Origin of the sequence: Campylobacter concisus (assembly GCF_015679985.1) — a bacterium.
Taxonomy (GTDB): domain Bacteria; phylum Campylobacterota; class Campylobacteria; order Campylobacterales; family Campylobacteraceae; genus Campylobacter_A; species Campylobacter_A concisus_AC.
In genome coordinates this window covers 577,584-595,063 of record NZ_CP049239.1, presented here as the reverse complement: position 1 = coordinate 595,063, position 17,480 = coordinate 577,584, and the positions used below count along the sequence as shown (strand labels likewise).

Genomic DNA, 17,480 nt, shown 5'->3' with positions numbered 1-17,480 from the left:
TTTAAATTATTCTTTTGCCCTTAGTAGCACGCCACACTCGATGTGATGAGTGTTTGCAAACTGATCAAAAATGGCAAATTTTATCACTTCATGGCTTTTACAAAGCTCTTTTAAATTTTCTTTTAGAGTCTCTGGATTGCACGATATATAGATGATATTTTTAAAATTTTTGATGAAATTTACAACACTTTCGCTTAGTCCTGCACGGGGTGGATCGACAAGAACATGAGAGAAGTTAAAATCGCTTAAATTTATATTCTTGAGCCTATTAAATTCCCTAACGCCAGCAAATGCGCTCATAAGCTCATCAGCGTCCATACGCAGAAATTTGATATTTTTAGCTTTGTTTAGTTCGCAGTTTTTAAGGGCATTTGCGATCGAGCTCTTTGAAATTTCAGTGGCAAGTACATTGTTAAATTTAAACGAAAGCGGAATAGTAAAATTTCCATGTCCGCAGTAGAGCTCAAGAAGGTCAGCACCGCCTTGCACACACTCTTTTGCCCAAGCTATCATCTTTTCATTTACGGCTCTATTTGGCTGGATAAAGGCATTCTCACTTAGGCTAAATTTATAAATTTCACCACCAACATCTAGCTCATCGATCAAATTTAGCTCACCACTTAGTAGCTTTTGCCCGCGAGATCTGGCAAGTATAGTGACATCAAGCTTGTTAGCTAAAATTTTCATAGCCGCTTCAAACTCGCCATCAAGCCTTTTATGATAAAGAAGCGTGACTAAAACACCGCTTTTACAAGATATAAATTCCACTCCAAAAAGCTTTGCGCGTAGTATTTCAATCTCTTGTAAGTTATAAAGCAAGCTTGGCATAAGCTCTGAAATTTGCTCGCAAACCTTTGGACAATCATCTATAAAGACCTTTTTGCCCTTTTCACTTGCATGCATCGTGTAGCTAAGCTTGCTGCCTTCGTGCCAGATGCCAAACTCAGCTCTTGTGCGGTAGTGTTTTGGCGTTGAGCTAAAAATATCAAACTCGCCATCATAAAACTCTGAAAAATTTTGTTTTACAAGGTCAGTTTTAAATAAAATTTGCTCATCATAAGGGGCAAAAAGAGTGCAAGAGCCGCACTCTTTTAAATAATTGCAATCCAAATTTATGCTTCTACTTTCTTTCCAACAAATCTAACTAGCGCCCAAATCGCTAAAAAACCGCAAGGAAGCGCGATCCAAACACTAAGACCAAGTGCAACCGGTAAGTAGCCAACTAGCACACAAACTGCACAAACGCTAAGTGCATAGACCATTTGAGTCGATACGTGATCGATATGATTACATCCTGCACCCATTGATGAAAGTATCGTAGTATCCGAGATCGGTGAGCAGTGATCGCCAAAGATCGCACCTGTAAGTACGCCTGAGATATTTACGATCATATATGCATGCATCGCATCACCCTCTAGTCCGTAGTTTTTACCAACAGCGTAAGCTAGTGGGATAGCTAGAGGCATTAAAATTCCCATCGTGCCGTAGCTTGTTCCAGTCGAAAAGCTAATAAATGAACCAAGGATAAAAACAGCAACTGGCAGGATAAATTTAGGTGTTGAAGAGCTTAATAGATCAACCAAATATCTTGATGTGCCAAGCTCTTTGATAACAGCACTAAGGCTCCACGCAAGAAGTAAAATCACAACCGTAATTATCATAGTCTTCCAGCCCTTTACCCATGTGCTGATAGCCTCTTTTACGTCAAAAATTTTACGCCAAACGCCCATTGTGATAGCTACGATACTAGCAAGTAACGCTGCTTGAAATAGCGATGTAGCTGAGTCTGCTGCGCCAAAAGTATCTTTAAATGTAGAAAATGAAAGTGGATTAGCGAGTGCATTTTTAAGAGCATCGCCCTCAAGTGCAGCAAGACCACTAAAGTAAAAACTAGTAAATGCGCCAATGACCAGCACAAGAAGTGGCACAACAGCATTTGCAGCACTTAATTTTACGCCCTCTTTTGGCTCAAGTGTTTTATCTTCAAGATCTTGGATTTGAGTTTTACCTGAGTGAAGCTCGCCTCTTCTAGCACGTCTTTCAGCTAATAGCATTGGTCCGTATTCACGCTGCATCAAGGCTGTACAGACTATAAAAAATAAGATGAAGAGGTTGTAAAATCTATATGGAATTGTCTCGATAAATATAGAATAAGCGTTAATTCCAGTCTCTCCAACTAGCTCATAGCCCTTTTCAATGAGTGAAACCTCAAGACCAACCCATGTTGAGATGATAGCAATACCAGCGATCGGTGCTGCGGTAGCATCTATAATAAAAGCTAGCTTTTCGCGGCTTATTTTAAATTTATCGCTTATTGGTCTCATTATAGGGCCTACTATTAGAGCATTTGCATAGTCATCAAAAAATACAAAAATTCCCATCAGCCACGTTGAAATTTGAGCTGAAATGCCGCTTTTTGCCTTTTTGCTAAGCCAAAGAGCAACCGCCTTTGTACCACCCATTTTTGTGATAAGTGCGACCACACCACCGATACAAAGCACTTGAAGTAAAATTCCTGAGTCAGTCTTATCAGCCATTGATTCAACGACCCTTGAAACGATACCTGTAAAGCCTTTTACGATACCCATAAAGATGTTTTCATTGATGATATTTATGAGAAATGTTCCGCTAAAAACACCTATAAATAGCGACAAGATGACGTCTTTTGTGATAAAAGCAAGTGCTATTGCCACAACAGGTGGTATAAGAGTGAATACGCCATAAATTTCAGCGTTTCTCTTTGCCACTTCTGGATCGACACCAAAAAGCGCAACGCTAAAAAAAAGTAATAATAAAATTAGTCTCACAAGAACTCCTTAAAATTTTTCTATCGCAAGCCCAGCCCAAGTCTGCGTATTTGCCATGACTTCGACCCTGTTTATATTGACACTTCCAGGCATATTTAGACAATTTACCAAAATAGTCGCAATATCCTCAGATGTGATGAAATTTGTATTTTCATAAAGACTATCCGCCTTTGCCTTATCTCCTCTAAATCTAACCTCACTAAATTCAGTCTTACAAAGCCCCGGCTCGATGTTTGTCACCCTGATATTTGTACCAACTAGATCGTTTCTTAAATTTAGGCTAAACTGCTTCACAAAGGCCTTTGTAGCGCCGTAAACGTTGCTTCCAGGATATGGCCATGAGCCAGCTGTCGATCCGAGATTAAATATATAGCCCTTTTCCTGTTTGTAAAGTAGCGGCAAAACCGCCTTTGTCGAGTAGATGAGACCCTTGACGTTGGTGTCTATCATCGCCTCAAAGTCCTCCACCTTCGCATCTATCGTCTTCTCAAGTCCAAGCGCCATGCCAGCGTTGTTTACAAGCACTTCGATATCCTTAAATTTATTAGGCAGGCTCTCGACCGCTTTAAAAACAGCCTCTTTGTCGCGTATGTCAGCTACGATGATATGTGTATCACCAAGCTCGCTTGCAAGCTTCTTTAGCCTATCTTCTCGCCTTGCAAGAGCGACTATCTTGTAGCCCTCTTTTGAGAGTCTTCTGGCGATCGCCTCGCCAAATCCAGATGTTGCACCGGTTACAAAAGCTGTCTTTTTCATGATTTTTCCTAATTGAAATTTGGTTTTAAACCCAAATTTTCTAAAAATTTGATTGTCTTTTCGTTTTGTTCTTTCATGGCATAGTCAAGCGCGTTAAATCCAGCGTCATCAGTCGCGTTTATATCAGCGCCACTATCTATCAAAAGCTTTAAAATTTCTGGCGTTGCGTGAGCTGCTGCATGCATAAAAACGCTTCTGTTCGTATGCTCTAGACCGCATGTATCTTCAACTTGCGTCACACCCAAATTTATCATATTCATCTTGGCATTTTCATCTATATAGCTCTCGTTGGCATTGGCACCATTTTTTAGCAAAAGCTCACAAAGTGGCTTATCGCTAAACTGCACAGCATAAAAAAGTACACTTTTCCCAAAGAAATTTTTGTGATTTACATCGGCCTTATTTGCAAGTAAAATTTTTACGTTTTCTATATTTTTTAAAGCAAAAAATAGCGGCGTCTCATCGCCCAAATTCACATCGGCCCCACGCCTTATAATCTCTTTTATCATATCGCTACTTTTTTCGTTTAAAAGTGCGATATTAAGCAAATTTGTAAGCTCAGCGGTACTGAAATTTTTTGAGTAAAGTAAATTTGCTAGCTCATCGGAATTTATCCTTTGAGCCATCATACTTTGCTCAGGTGTTAAAATTTTAGCTTTATTTACATTTTTACCAACACCAAAAGTCAAAAACTCATTTACCACGCTAGTTGCGTAGTAAGCAGCACTTGCCGTATCAAGTCCCAGGCTTTCATAAAATTTTACAAGCGGAGTTTGAGCATTTTTATAAGCTTCTAAAAATTTTTTATATTTTAAAAAATTAAACAAGCTCTCGTTTGCCCAGTATCTAAGATACTCCATTCTAGCGTCTTTTTCACCCTCAGCAATCTCTGGCTTTGCAAGCTCTTTTTGATAAAGCTCAGGTGCGAATGACGCTTTTAGCAAAAGCCATCTAAGCTTGTTTAAATTTTCTTTATAAACTCTATCACCAACGCAGCTTTGAGACTCACTTCTAACAGCCACACTCGCATCAAAAAGCTCTTTTACTTCTTTTAAATTTAAAAGCGAGCCATCACAGTAAAATAGCCCTTCATTCGCGTAAGCAAGATCGTTTGGAGTAGTTTTAAAGCTCTCTTTTTTGGCAAGATCACTGCACTCTAAAGAGTGTAAATTTACCAAAGAACAAACGCTAAAAAAGAGAAAAAAAACTACTTTTTTCATCAAAGCTCCTTAAAATTTCGCGATATTGTAACAAATTTATATACTAAACTCGCTTATTTCATTAAAATTTAGATATTTATAAATTTCATCTTTATTTAAGCTAAGACTATCTTTTACTATCTTTTTATATTCATCTACGCTTGGTAAACGCCCAAGCAGAGCACAAACGGCGGCTAGCTCGGCACTTCCTAGATAGACCTTCGCACCCATGCCCATTCTGTTATCAAAATTTCTAGTTGATGTAGAAAACACCACTGCATTGTCGTTTACTCTTGCTTGATTGCCCATACAAAGCGAACAACCTGGCACCTCTGTCCTCGCATTTAATCTTTTAAAAATTTCATAAACGCCCTCATCTTCAAGCGTGCTTTTATCCATCTTTGTTGGCGGTGCGATCCAAAGCCTAGTTGTAAGCTTGCTCTCATGCTCCAAAATTCTAGCAAGCGCCCTGTAATGGCCGATATTTGTCATACAGCTACCTACAAAGACCTCGTCGATGTTGTGCACTCTTTTGTTATCAGCTAAAATTTCACTTAGTGTTGCCACATCGTCTGGGTCATTTGGACAAGCCAAAATCGGCTCATCTATCTGCGACAAATCGATCTCTAAAATTTCAGCATATCTTGCGTCCTTGTCGGCTCTTAAAAGAGTCGGATTTTCAAGCCATTTTTGCATTTTTTCTTTTCGTCTAAGCAGGGTCTCACGGCTCTCATAACCAGCTTTTATCATCGCGTCAATTAGCGCAACATTTGAGCGAACGTACTCCACAACGCTATCAACGCCTAAATTTACCACACAAGCCGCGGCCGAGCGTTCAGCCGAAGCGTCACTTAGCTCAAACGCCTGCTCTACTTTTAGATTCTCAAGCCCTTCTATCTCTAAAATTTTACCTGCAAAAATGTTCTTTTTGTTTTTCTTTTCAACACTTAAAAGCCCTTTTTTGATAGCAAAATAAGGTATCGCATTGACAAGATCACGAAGCGTCACGCCCTCTTTTAGCTCGCCTTTAAATTTTATTAAAACTGACTCTGGCATATTTAGCGGCATCATGCCAAGCACCGCTGCAAACGCCACTAGGCCGCTGCCCGCTGGAAAGCTGATACCAATAGGAAATCTCGTGTGACTATCGCCGCCAGTGCCCACCGTATCAGGCAAGACCATGCGGTTTAGCCACGAGTGGATGACGCCATCACCTGGTTTTAGGCTCACGCCACCACGTAAATTTATAAATTTTGGCAAGCTCTCATGCATCACAAGATCACTTGGCTTTGGATAGGCGGCCGTGTGGCAAAAGCTTTGCAGAACAAAATCCGCCCCAAAACTAAGGCTAGCAAGCTCTTTTATCTCATCTCTAGTCATCGGCCCAGTCGTATCTTGCGAGCCAACAGTTAAAATTTCTGGCTCCACATAAGCCCCAGCTCTAACGCCAGCCTTGCCACAAGCCTTGCCGACCATCTTTTGAGCCAGCGTATAGCCACCGCTCTGCTCTTTTGGCTGATCTGGCTTTATAAAAATTTGCTCCTCGCCAAGCTCCAAGGCCTCTCTAGCCTTTTTGGTGACTTGCCTACCTATCATCAAAGGTATCCTGCCACCCGCTCTTATCTCATCGCTTAGAGTATTTGGGTTTAGTTTGAAATTTGCCACGAGTTTTTTCTCGCTGCCAATAAACTTATAAATTTCACCCTTAAATGGATAAATTTCTATCTCATCGCCCATCTCAAGCTCATTTACGTTTGCAACTATTGGCAGTGCACCGCTGTCTTCAGCGGTATTAAAAAATATAGGAGCTATGGTAGTGCCGATCACGATGCCGCCCGTTTTTTTGTTTGGCACACCCTCGATCTCATCGCCCAAATGCCACTGGATCGAGTTTATACCGCTCTTTCTGCTGCTGCCAGTGCCAACCACGTCGCCAACATACGCAACTTTTTTACCACGAGTTTTAAGTTCTTTTAAAATTTCTAGACCCTCAGGCATCTTTTTAACAAGCATTGCTTTTGCGTGAAGTGGTATGTCAGCCCTTGTATAGGCCTCGCTCGCTGGACTTAGGTCATCAGTATTTGTTTCACCTGGTACCTTAAAAACGACTGCGTCTATACAGGTTTCGATTGGCTTTTTATGCGTAAACCACTCCGCATTTGCCCAAGAAGCAAGTACATCTTTTGCAAATTTATTGTTGCTACTTAGTTTTACTATCTCGTCAAAATATTCATGCACCAGGATGATATTTTTTAGCTCATTTGCCGCAGCATGCGCGATATTTTCATCGCTATTTTTTAGAGCTCGCACTAAAATTTCCACGTTATATCCACCAAGCATCTTGCCTAAAATTTTAATAGCACGCATCGCGTCAAGGCCGTTAACAGCAAGTCCATCTATCACTTCACCAAGAAAGTTTGCTTTTATCTTCGCTGCATCGTCAACGCCAGGATTGATACGAGTTTCAAGCAAATTTATAAGAAATTTTAGCTCGCTTTGTGCCTTTTCGTCGCCACTAGACTTGCTGGCAAGCTTTATTAGCTCGCAAATTTCGCTTGTTTGCTTGGCATTTAGTGCAAGCGGTGGCACGCCATCTTTTTCTCGCTCGCTTGCGTGTTTTTCGTAGTCGGTAAAAAAGCTCATAAAATTCCTTTGTGGTTTTTTGCTCGTTATTTTTAGTCTAAAAATCGCTAGTTTTGCTTGCATTTTATCAAAAAGCAAAACAAACTAAAGTAAAATTTGCCCAAATTTTCAAATTTCAAGGAGCAAATGTGTCAAAAGCTTACCTAAAATCGCCCATTGGAATTTTAGAGATCGTTGCCAGTAAAAATGGAATTTGTGAGATAAATTTTGTAGATAAATTTGAAAAAATTGTTGTAAAAGATGAAAATTTAAGGCTTTGCCTCGATGAGCTAAAAGCATATTTTGAAGGCAGGCTTAAAACTTTCAGCACAAAACTTGATATAAAAACAACTAATTTTAGAGCAAAAATTTACGAGGCTTTACAAAAAGTACCATACGGAGAAACGACCACATACGCAGCTCTAGCACTTGCCACAGGTCACAAAAATGCCTACCGAGCAGCAGGATCAGCCAATGCTAAAAATCCAGTGCCTATCATCGTCCCTTGTCACAGAGTGCTAGCTAGCAGTGGGCTTGGTGGCTACTCGGGCGGCGAAGGCCTGCCAACTAAAATTTGGCTTTTAGAGCATGAAGCAAAGCATAAATAGTTAAAAATTTACAGCAAAATAAAAGTCCATCAAATTTTAAAATTTATAAGCGAACATTTTTAAAATTTATCAGAGTATTTGAAACACATGCAGTGCTTTAGCGCCATTGTATACATCTTGAACGTGAGTGATTTAGCAGATTTAAATAAGGAAGATAAGAGGACGGCCTAGTAATTTGAGTCCTCTTGTCTCTCTTTTGAATAAAAAGGAATTTACAAATTTAATCAAGCCGTCTTTACAAATTTTAAAACTTCATTCACTTGCAAGAGCTGACTACTAAAATCTGAATTCACTTACTGCTTAGCTCAGATTTTAGAGCCAAAATCACTCGTTTATGAAATTTTAAAATTTACTTGACACTCACTTGATTTAATAAAGCAAATTTACAAATTTTAAAACTTTACTCACTTGTCTTAGCGACTTACCAAATTCAGGTTTCATTATTTGCTTGTCACTGAATTTGGAAGTATGATATGCTCACTCATAAATTTTAAAATTTATTTTTCTCTAGTGTGCTGCATGTGCTTATAATGTTTAAATTATTAATTGCTTTTATGTGTTATATGGCTTTTTGCTTGGATTTTAGGATCGTCAAAATTTATAAATTTTACTAGCCCCGAGTGAGAGAAAATGGGGCTAGAGTAAGGATTATTTTTTAGCTGCAAGAGCGTTTTTTAGCACATCATCGATCGTATCAACGGCGATGATCTTCATATCAGCTTTTACTTCGGCTGGGATATCGACAAGGTCGCGGTCATAATTTTTACGAGGTATAAGAGCTGTTTTGATGCCAGCTTTGTGAGCGGCTATAAGCTTTTCTTTTAGTCCGCCAATAGGTAAAACCCTGCCAGTTAGCGTGATCTCGCCAGTCATTGCGATGTCGTGTCTTACTTTTGTATCAGTTAGTATCGATGCGATCGCGGTTGCCATCGTGATGCCAGCACTTGGGCCGTCTTTTGGTACAGCACCCTCTGGCACGTGCAAGTGAAGGTCGTAGCGTCTATAAACATCGCTAGCTTCAAGCTTACGCTTATCGTCATCTAGTTTTGGCACGATAGTCATCGGTACTTTTATTTTTTTGTTGTCTATTAGCACTTTAACAACACTAAATGCGATCTGAGCGCTCTCCTTCATCACGTCACCTAGCTGACCGGTGATTTGCATACTGCCTTTACCCTGGATCCTGATAGCCTCGATCCTTAGCACGTCACCACCGACACTAGTCCACGCGAGGCCATTTACTAGACCTATCTGATCTTTTTTATCCGCTGGCTCGATCTCATAAACCTTTTTCTCTAAAAATTCTTTCAAATTTTTAGCTGTGACACTGATCTTGCCCTCACTTTTCTTGGTAAGGATATTTTTAGCGACTTTTCTTAATATATCAGCGATCCTACGGCGTAAATTTCTCACACCACTCTCTCTTGTATAGTCGCTGATTATTAGCTCAAGTGCCTCTTTGCTGATGCTCACATCACTTGGTTTTAGTCCGTGTTTTTTAAGCTCCTGAGGCAAGAGATATTTCTTAGCGATCTCAAATTTCTCTTGTGGAGTGTATGAGCTAAGCTCGATAAACTCCATCCTGTCGCGAAGTGCGGCTGGGATCATGCTCACGTCATTTGCTGTAGCGATGAAGATGATCTTACTAAGATCGATGTTGAAATTTAGGTAGTAGTCTCTAAATTTATTATTTTGCTCTGGGTCTAAAATTTCAAGTAAAACCGCGGTCGGATCGCCTCTGTAGCTTCTTCCAACCTTGTCGATCTCGTCTAAAACAACCACTGGGTTCATCTGCTTGGCTTCTATGAGCCCTTGCACAATGCGGCCTGGCATAGCACCTATGTAGGTGCGGCGGTGGCCTCTTAGCTCGTTTACGTCCTCAAGTCCGCCAAGTGCGATCCTAACTAGTTCACGCTTTAGCGCCTTTGCGATCGAGTTTGCGAGGCTAGTTTTACCTACGCCTGGAGGGCCTGCAAAGCATAAAATAGCGCCATTATTTACCTTTTCGCCAACGCCTCTAAGCTCCAAAAGCTCACGCAAAGCAAAATACTCCTCGATGCGCTCTTTTGGCTTCTCCAAGCTGTAGTGATCGGCATTTAGATGCTTGCTCACTTCGCTGATGGATGACTTTTTCTTAGCTACATTTTCAAATGGAATTTCTAAAACCCAGTCAAGATAGCTTTGCAAGGTATTTGCGTCTGCTGAGTCTGGGTGCATGCGAGAAAGCTTATCTATTTGTTTTTTGATCTCTTTATAGGCGTCCTCAGCCATAAATTTCTTCTTCGCATCAAGCTTTTTGCGGTACTCTTCAAGCTCCTCTTCACGGCTCGTATCCGCTCCAAGCTCAGCTTGGATTTGCTTTAACTGCTCCTTTAAAAAGTACTCTTTGTTTGTCTTATCGATCTTTGAATGGACTTTATTTTTTATCTCTTTTTGAAGCTTATTTGCCTCGATCTCTTCGATAACATAGTCGATGAGCTTTAGTAGGCGTTGCTCTAAATTTTCCTCGACAAAAAAGCTATATGCGATCTGTTTTTTTAAGCGAAGTGCACTTGAGACGAGATCGCAAACCCTGATCGCCTCAGCGCTCTCTTCTATCGTTTTTAAAAGATCAGGCGGGAAAAAATGGCTAAACTGCGAAAGCTCTCTTACTTTTTCTCTTAAAACTACGATTAGTGCATCAGTTTTAACCTGTGATGGACGTTTGACATGAAGCATATCGACGATGCCACGGAGTGGGTTTATGCCTGATTGTTTTAAAATTTTGCCTTTGTCGATGCCCTGAAATAGCACCTTCACGCGTCCGTCAGGTAATGGCACACGGCGCATTATCGTGCCGATTACGCCTGCGTCATATATGCCGTCAAAGTCTCTAGCGCCGTCTTGCTGAGGCTTTGTAGGCACCACAAGGATCGGAGTCTCTTCTTGTATGGCAAGTTCAAGTGCTTTTAAATTTTCATCATCGCTTAAAAAAAGCGGAGTTATCATAAATGGATATAAAAATAGCTCGTCCTCAACGATAATAGGAATTTCAGTTGGGAAGCCTTTATTTTCGTTTATTTGCAAAATTTCTCCTATTCAAACAGTTTTCTATACCATGCTACATCAGGCTTGATAAGGTCAGAATTTCTAAACGGTGACTCTTCAAGTTTTTGCTCGTAAATTTTGGCCGAAACATCACGACCAGTCCTATTGTAAAGATCAGCTATTTGCATATCTAGGAAGTAAAGCGCAAGTTTGAATTTAATAAGCATAGTCTCAATAAGTGGCTTATATTCAGTATTTGGATACATATAAAGAAATTTCTCGATCTCTGTTACGCTATCTTCCATAAGCTTTTGGTTGCGGTTTGGCTGAGTAAATGAGTCAAAATTTGCTTTTATCTTTAGATACTGAGCAAACTCTGTTTTTGGGCCGTTGTCACCATATCTTTTGATGTACTCGTCAAGATAGTGATTTGCCATTAGATACTCTTCATCATTTGCGTGAGCTTGGGCAAGGATAAGTAAAATTTGCTCCAAAAGTGGGCTTGCTACGTGTTCACTTGCCATTGAAACATAGTGTTTATCGGCCGCTTCAAGATCACCGTCTTTTATATCAGCGATAACCTGAGCATACCACTCATCGGGGGTTAGATTGTAAAGCTCGGTATATTTTTCAGCACAACCACTAAAAAGCCCCAAAAGAGCTATAACTGCTAGAAATTTAGAAAATCTTTTCATGCTTTTCCTTAAAAAGTTTAAATCCTCGTATTCTACATTTTTTGCTATTATTTTTGTATAAATTTTTTAAAACTATGATAAAATACGGCAACTTTACAAAATAGGAGTTAGTATGATTTTTAGTGTTAAAAGCCCTATTTTAGGCTTTGAGCATATCAAGACGATGGAGTTAATTGAACTTGATAAATTTTTTGTTAAGCTAGCAAGCAAAGATGATGAGACATCTTTTACAATGATAAATCCTTTTGCATTAAGAAGCTACGAATTCGATATTCCAAGCTATTATGAAGATCTTATGGAGATTAAAGAAAGCTCTCAACTCAGAATTTATAACATTATCGTTGTTGCACTCCCGCTTGAAAAATCAACTGTAAATTTTATAGCTCCTATCGTTTGCAATATGGACAATATGACCTTATCCCAAGTCGTTTTAGACATTGCCAAATATCCTCAGTACGGACAAGCTGAAATGATAGAAAATTTTATACAAAAATAGTAGCTAAAAGCTTTTAAAAATCTAAGGATAGATTTTTTTATTGTTATTTAGAGGATTTGTTGTGAAGATAGCATACTTACTCTGTTTTATTGTCACGTTTGGTTTTTGTGCACCCAGAGCTTGTACGACAGCAGAAGCAGCATCTATAGGTTGTAGTGGTGCAAATTATTCTTGCTTTATAGACGCTGAAGAGTATCAAGACAACTCTTCTAAAAATATCCCACATTGCATAAGAAAATCTGATAGAACCTGGACGATAGACACCAATAGCTTTTCTTCAGGCTTAGCACAAGATCACTATCATATTTACGTTGAGCAATTTTCTCCATGGAATCAACGATCATTAATAGGTATGTGGGATGATCACTCTAAAGGCTTAAAACAAAGATCAATAAATGGAAATCAAATACCAGAGTAAATGGAGATATAGCTACCATTGGTGCTACTATTATGATTCCACAATACGCTGGATATAATTTTGTTCCAGATCCATCTAACGTAACAAAAACATCATCTACCGCCGATAGAATATTTTTAAATGATGGTGGCTTTACGTCTAGTAATTACACGCTTTGCCAAAAAACATATATTTATAATCCTAGCAAGTATCCTTATTGTCAAAATTCATCCTCTTCCACATTTGATTTTAGTGAGAAAAATACCTTTATACAAAATAATTTAAAAGGCAAAAACGTAGTCTATGCCAGGCTTTACTGGGGTGGCTCTCTTTATCAAAACTGGGCCATTAAAACAAATTTATATACAAATGCTCTAAATTACATAAAAGGATATAGCAGGATTGATTTTAAAGCTCCTGGAAAAAATGCAATCACAATAGATGCTGATCCAAAAGATGTCTTTTGGTTTGGCTCATTTAGTGAGTATAAACCAAAATCAATGACTCTTGAATCATATAATCAAAACGAGTCCAATAGCTACTATGTAAAAGCTGGAATAAACTACCAATATGTAGCAAGCGCTGATGTAACAGATATAGTTAGAGATTCTCTTGGTACTAGTGAGTCAGATAGGACATTTTATGCCGGTAATATCAGATCAACTACGATTCCCTTTAGTGATGATTTTATAGACCCAAATGATGGCATATATAAGGTAAACAATTCCACTAATAGAAAACTAAAAAAAACATACGGCACACTGCTGTTCTCACCAGTTCAAGGGCAAAATGGCTACTGGATACAATCCATCGCACCACAATTTGCGGCTTGGAGTTTGGTCATCATTTATGACTTTGATGATAAAACCGCTGCAGCAAACAATATAGAGCCAAAGCTTGTTAGTATATTTGATGGACTAGAAAGACTTGCGGCGGACTGGATGAAGTCAAGCGATCCATTTGGTACTGTAAAGAGCTCAACCATAGATGTAAAATTTGAAAATATCTATACACCAAAGGCAGGCGATATAAATGCTACGCTTACAATGTTTTCTTTTGGCGGAAAGCCAGAAACAAAAGGTGAGAATATTGAAATAGAAAACGAAGGTAGCTATCTGAGTATAACCAGCAAATACAATGCAAAAGGTGATCAATTTAACTCAACCATGACAAAATTTGGACAACCTATAAATCCAGGCAAAAAATTTCACTCTCAAGCAGACTTAGATATATTTGATATATCAGATAAAATGTCACATTCCCAAAAAGAAGCAGATATAAAATTTACAGTTACAACAATTAAAAATTCAGGCAGTGCTAATGTTGTAAGCGCTGACCGTATAAATTTGGCCATGGTAGGCTTTTCTACCCGTATATATAAACCAGATGTTTGCTATATGGAATATATTTATGCAAAAAAACCTAGCGATAGTACTTTTACAAAGGTGCAAGAAAATACTCCGACGGTAGTGCCAGCAAATACTATTTTAAAAACTTTCGTTGAAGTTACAAATAATACAAATGAAGCTGCCCAAGACTTTGCACTAAAAGCTACAATAGATCCAAGCCAAATTTATAATCCAAACTCAACTTACATTTACGCAGATAAAGCATCACAAGGGCCTAGTGATCTGCTTACTATGTCAGGACAGGTACACTATAACGACAACACAGGCTTGCAGCAATTAAGCGGAAATGACTTAACTTTTTATTTAGGACAAGGTGCGGCTGCAAATAAGGGTGGAGAAATGCTAATTCATCAAGGCAACTACGCTTATGCCATATATGAAACTACCCTTAAGTCTAAATTTGAGCCAAATAGTTACAAAGCCACAGTCGCAAATGCTGATATAAATTTACAGCCCTATGACACATACATAAGAAGATGTAGCAATCAAAATTACAACATTACTTTAGGCGTTAGTGCCAGTCCAAATAATTTCGTCGCAAGCAATAGACAAGACGATGGCTCGGCAGCTTTTAAAACTAAATTTAAAAATAGACTTCTAACTAAAATCGTTTCTACGCCATTTAATGTCTATATCACGAACTATGATACAGATGGCAACAAAAAAGTACCAGATGCCCCAGTAGATGTAAAAGTAGAGTTGGTCGAGTCTTGCAGTGCTCCAACAAATTTATATGAACAAGATATAACATTTAATGGTGTAACTGATATTTTGTTGTCAGGCATTAGTATTGACAGAGCCTATAAAAGCGTAAAATTTAGAATTTCTCATCTTGACCCAGTGACAAATACTACAAAAGTTGAATGCGAAAAATTAGATGATTTTGCCATAAGGCCAAGTCACTTTAGGCTATGGGATACTGACAAGAATACGATCAATAATAACAATGTTTTAATAGGCGGCAAAGTTTATAATAACATTGCTCTTGCAGCTATGAAACCTCTTGATAGTGGCTTAGCAAATGGTTATATAAATAACATAAGTGGCTCAAATGGAGAGATAAAACTTGTACCAGCATATAGTGCGACTTGCGATCCTAGCATTATAGAGAGCGAGAACAAACTAAGCGTAGATTTTAACGATCCAAATAAAGCATTGGGTAAAATTTTCCGTCACACATCAAGTGGACCTGTTGGCTTCTCTTACTCAGATATAGGCGATACATATTTTTATGTATTAGACAAAGACTATACAGCAACTGATCAACATACACCATCAAGAGCTGATGATTGTGTAAAAAACTCAATTAGCAACGATCCGTCACAAGACACTGCTCAAGAAGGAAGGATCGGATGTAGTATAAAGCTAGAAGGTAATAGAGATTATTTATTTAGACCAAAAGATATACAAATAAGCAAGCTAAAGATAACAAAAGATAGCGATATAACATACCTTGATAATGAAGGCATACAAAAAGCAAAGCTTGACTTTGAAGTAACTGCTAGGTTGTTTAACGATGACCCTGCAAAACTTTATAATGAAGATTGCTATGCAAAGAATATGAACTTTGACATAAAGCTAGATAGAGTTCCTTTAAATTTTACAGATAATGATGGTAATGCCGGCACATTAGCAAAAGCAAATGAAGAAATTTTATTTTTTGAAATTCCTGGCTCAAACACTAGAAAAGCAATAGATCCAAGTGTCACAAAATCAACATTTTATGTAGAGAAAAATACTTTTGTAAATGGCGTAGGCAAAGGTGAAGTATATTTTAATTTTGAAAGAAAAGTAAATCATGCCAAAAATCCTTTTACTATTTCAAGTAATGATTTTAGTTTTGGTGGCATGTCAGATAGTACCGATACAGTAAAAAAATATGAAAAACCAACAACAGAAACAACAGCAAAATTTTACTTTGGTAGGGTTTATGCACCATTTTATGAAGGGCTTTATAGCGGTTTTTATGCCAAAATTTATTATGGTGCCTACTGCGATGGATGCAATAAAAATATCTATATGAAAGATAATGGCAAACTGTGGCAAGACTTTCCAGCTGCACCATTTTGGGCCACCAATCCAAAACACAATGCAGGAGTACTTAACTATCATGACTTTAGCTTTACAAACACTTACAGCGGTACTGTTTTAAGAAATGATGTAAGCAGCATAAGCAATGGCGAGCAAATAATTTTTATAAGAAATCCTTCAGCGGTAACTGATGTGGCTAAAATGAGAGCACCTAGCTGGCTTCTTTATAGCGAATTTGATGAGAAGCCTGAAACAAATAATTTCAATCTAAATTTTCTAGTACCAAATGGCGAATGGGCTGGTAAAGTCCTAAAGAGCAATAACATAGAAGATAAGACAAGCGGCGCAGTTGGAGGTTTTATAGGAGTAAAATCTAATAGTGATAGTAACCTAGATATAAGCGACAAGACAAACAGGAGAATAGAGTGGTAAAAAGAGGTGGCTTTTCATTGATAGAGCTTATCTTGTCAGTACTTGTAGTAGCCATAGTAAGTGCAAGCCTGCCACTAGCGGTAAGAACTACTTCAAATTTAAGCGAGCAATCCTTAATGCAAGAAGGACTAATGAATGCTAAAACTTATATGTCATTAATATTAAAAGCACCATTTAGTGATCAAGTCTTAATAGCCGGTAAAAATACCATGCCATCTTCTATAACGACTCAAGAGGCTATAATTTTTCCTCTTATTATCTGCGATCAAGGGGCAAATCCGGATTTTTATGAAAAAAGCGGTGTAAAAGGTGAAGGACATAGGATACTTGCATATCCGGTGCAAAATTTATCTGCATGTGCTACAAGGCCTAGTGATTCAAAGCTTCCAGAATCAATCAAAAGCGTAAATTTTAAAGTAAAGTCTATCAAAAATTTCAATACCCAAAAATCTATCTCACCAACCGCTAGCACTACCAAACGTGACTTTATCATAGATACAGAAACGACTCCAACTATAACAAATGGAGCTGATAAATTTGTAGTTAGCACTCCTTTAAACGATAACGACGTTTTACAAATAAAGCTAGATACGACTATGAGAACTACAAAAGAGAGTAAAAGCGTACTTTATGGATATGCCTTTAATATAGGTGAAAGCAGTACTCTAAGTGTAAAAGAATGGAAATGAAAAAAACAAGAAAAGCTTTTACATTAATTGAGCTAATAATAGTTATCACCGTACTTGGCGTTATCTCACTTATGAGCTTTAATACGCTTATGAATTTATATCAAAACTATTTTCAAAGCAAAGTAATAAACGAACTAGAAACACAAAGCGAAATCGCTCTAGAGCAAATTTCAATGCTACTTAGCCACAGAATCAAACAAAGCGTTATCGCTAGGAAAAAAATGGAGATTACCTAGCCCTAAATGATAGTGGCGTAAATTTAAGTAGCGACTTTGAAATTTTAGAATTTATCCCAGCTGCTTATGAGCTATT

Annotated in this window: 13 protein-coding genes; 6 read left to right on the top strand and 7 right to left on the bottom strand. The window is 38.3% G+C overall.

The window, feature by feature from the left end:
* Positions 1 to 6: 6 nt before the first annotated feature.
* From trmA to G5B98_RS03010, 5 genes are read right to left on the bottom strand one after another with little or no spacing between them, the layout of a single operon-like run.
* Positions 7 to 1,110 carry a tRNA (uridine(54)-C5)-methyltransferase TrmA gene (gene trmA, locus G5B98_RS03030; RefSeq protein ID WP_196087142.1) on the bottom strand — a complete coding sequence of 368 codons (1,104 nt, stop codon included), beginning with the start codon at positions 1,108 to 1,110 and terminating at the stop codon, positions 7 to 9.
* A gap of 2 nt (positions 1,111 to 1,112) precedes the next feature.
* On the bottom strand, positions 1,113 to 2,807 hold the full coding sequence (locus G5B98_RS03025; protein ID WP_196087141.1) for a Na+/H+ antiporter NhaC family protein: 1,695 nt from the start codon (positions 2,805 to 2,807) through the stop codon (positions 1,113 to 1,115).
* Positions 2,808 to 2,816: 9 nt separating this feature from the next.
* Entirely contained in the window at positions 2,817 to 3,563 is a 747-nt protein-coding gene (locus G5B98_RS03020) for an SDR family NAD(P)-dependent oxidoreductase (RefSeq protein ID WP_196087140.1), read from the bottom strand.
* A gap of 8 nt (positions 3,564 to 3,571) precedes the next feature.
* Complete coding sequence (locus tag G5B98_RS03015; RefSeq protein ID WP_196087139.1) at positions 3,572 to 4,783, bottom strand: ankyrin repeat domain-containing protein; 1,212 nt, start codon at positions 4,781 to 4,783, stop codon at positions 3,572 to 3,574.
* 36 nt (positions 4,784 to 4,819) lie between these two features.
* Positions 4,820 to 7,405, bottom strand: coding sequence for a bifunctional aconitate hydratase 2/2-methylisocitrate dehydratase (locus G5B98_RS03010; protein WP_196087138.1), 2,586 nt, complete (start codon positions 7,403 to 7,405; stop codon positions 4,820 to 4,822).
* Between the two features lie 128 nt (positions 7,406 to 7,533).
* Between G5B98_RS03010 and G5B98_RS03005 the strand changes: the two genes are divergently transcribed.
* Positions 7,534 to 7,992, top strand: a complete 459-nt coding sequence (locus tag G5B98_RS03005) for a methylated-DNA--[protein]-cysteine S-methyltransferase (RefSeq protein ID WP_196087137.1) — start codon at positions 7,534 to 7,536, stop codon at positions 7,990 to 7,992.
* A gap of 648 nt (positions 7,993 to 8,640) precedes the next feature.
* On the opposite strand, the gene lon is transcribed toward G5B98_RS03005, so the two are convergent.
* Together lon and G5B98_RS02995 are read right to left on the bottom strand one after the other, a co-directional pair.
* On the bottom strand, positions 8,641 to 11,058 hold the full coding sequence (lon, locus tag G5B98_RS03000; protein ID WP_196087136.1) for an endopeptidase La: 2,418 nt from the start codon (positions 11,056 to 11,058) through the stop codon (positions 8,641 to 8,643).
* A gap of 8 nt (positions 11,059 to 11,066) precedes the next feature.
* A complete protein-coding gene (locus G5B98_RS02995; RefSeq protein ID WP_107698037.1) occupies positions 11,067 to 11,714 on the bottom strand; it encodes an outer membrane protein assembly factor BamD in 648 nt (215 codons plus the stop codon).
* Positions 11,715 to 11,826: 112 nt separating this feature from the next.
* On the opposite strand from G5B98_RS02995, the gene fliW reads away from it, so the two are divergent.
* The 5 genes from fliW (at position 11,827) to G5B98_RS09395 (ending at position 17,404) form a co-directional block, all read left to right on the top strand.
* Positions 11,827 to 12,210: a flagellar assembly protein FliW gene (gene fliW, locus G5B98_RS02990; protein ID WP_054196362.1), complete on the top strand. Its 384-nt coding sequence runs from the start codon at positions 11,827 to 11,829 to the stop codon at positions 12,208 to 12,210.
* A gap of 61 nt (positions 12,211 to 12,271) precedes the next feature.
* Positions 12,272 to 12,628 carry a hypothetical protein gene (locus G5B98_RS02985; RefSeq protein ID WP_196087135.1) on the top strand — a complete coding sequence of 119 codons (357 nt, stop codon included), beginning with the start codon at positions 12,272 to 12,274 and terminating at the stop codon, positions 12,626 to 12,628.
* Positions 12,629 to 12,660: 32 nt separating this feature from the next.
* Positions 12,661 to 16,479 carry a hypothetical protein gene (locus G5B98_RS02980; protein WP_196087134.1) on the top strand — a complete coding sequence of 1,273 codons (3,819 nt, stop codon included), beginning with the start codon at positions 12,661 to 12,663 and terminating at the stop codon, positions 16,477 to 16,479.
* A complete protein-coding gene (locus G5B98_RS02975) occupies positions 16,473 to 17,168 on the top strand; it encodes a type II secretion system protein (protein WP_196087133.1) in 696 nt (231 codons plus the stop codon). The genes G5B98_RS02980 and G5B98_RS02975 overlap by 7 nt, the downstream gene beginning before the upstream one ends.
* A complete protein-coding gene (locus G5B98_RS09395) occupies positions 17,165 to 17,404 on the top strand; it encodes a PulJ/GspJ family protein (RefSeq protein ID WP_232524615.1) in 240 nt (79 codons plus the stop codon). The genes G5B98_RS02975 and G5B98_RS09395 overlap by 4 nt, the downstream gene beginning before the upstream one ends.
* The last annotated feature ends 76 nt before the right edge of the window (positions 17,405 to 17,480 follow it).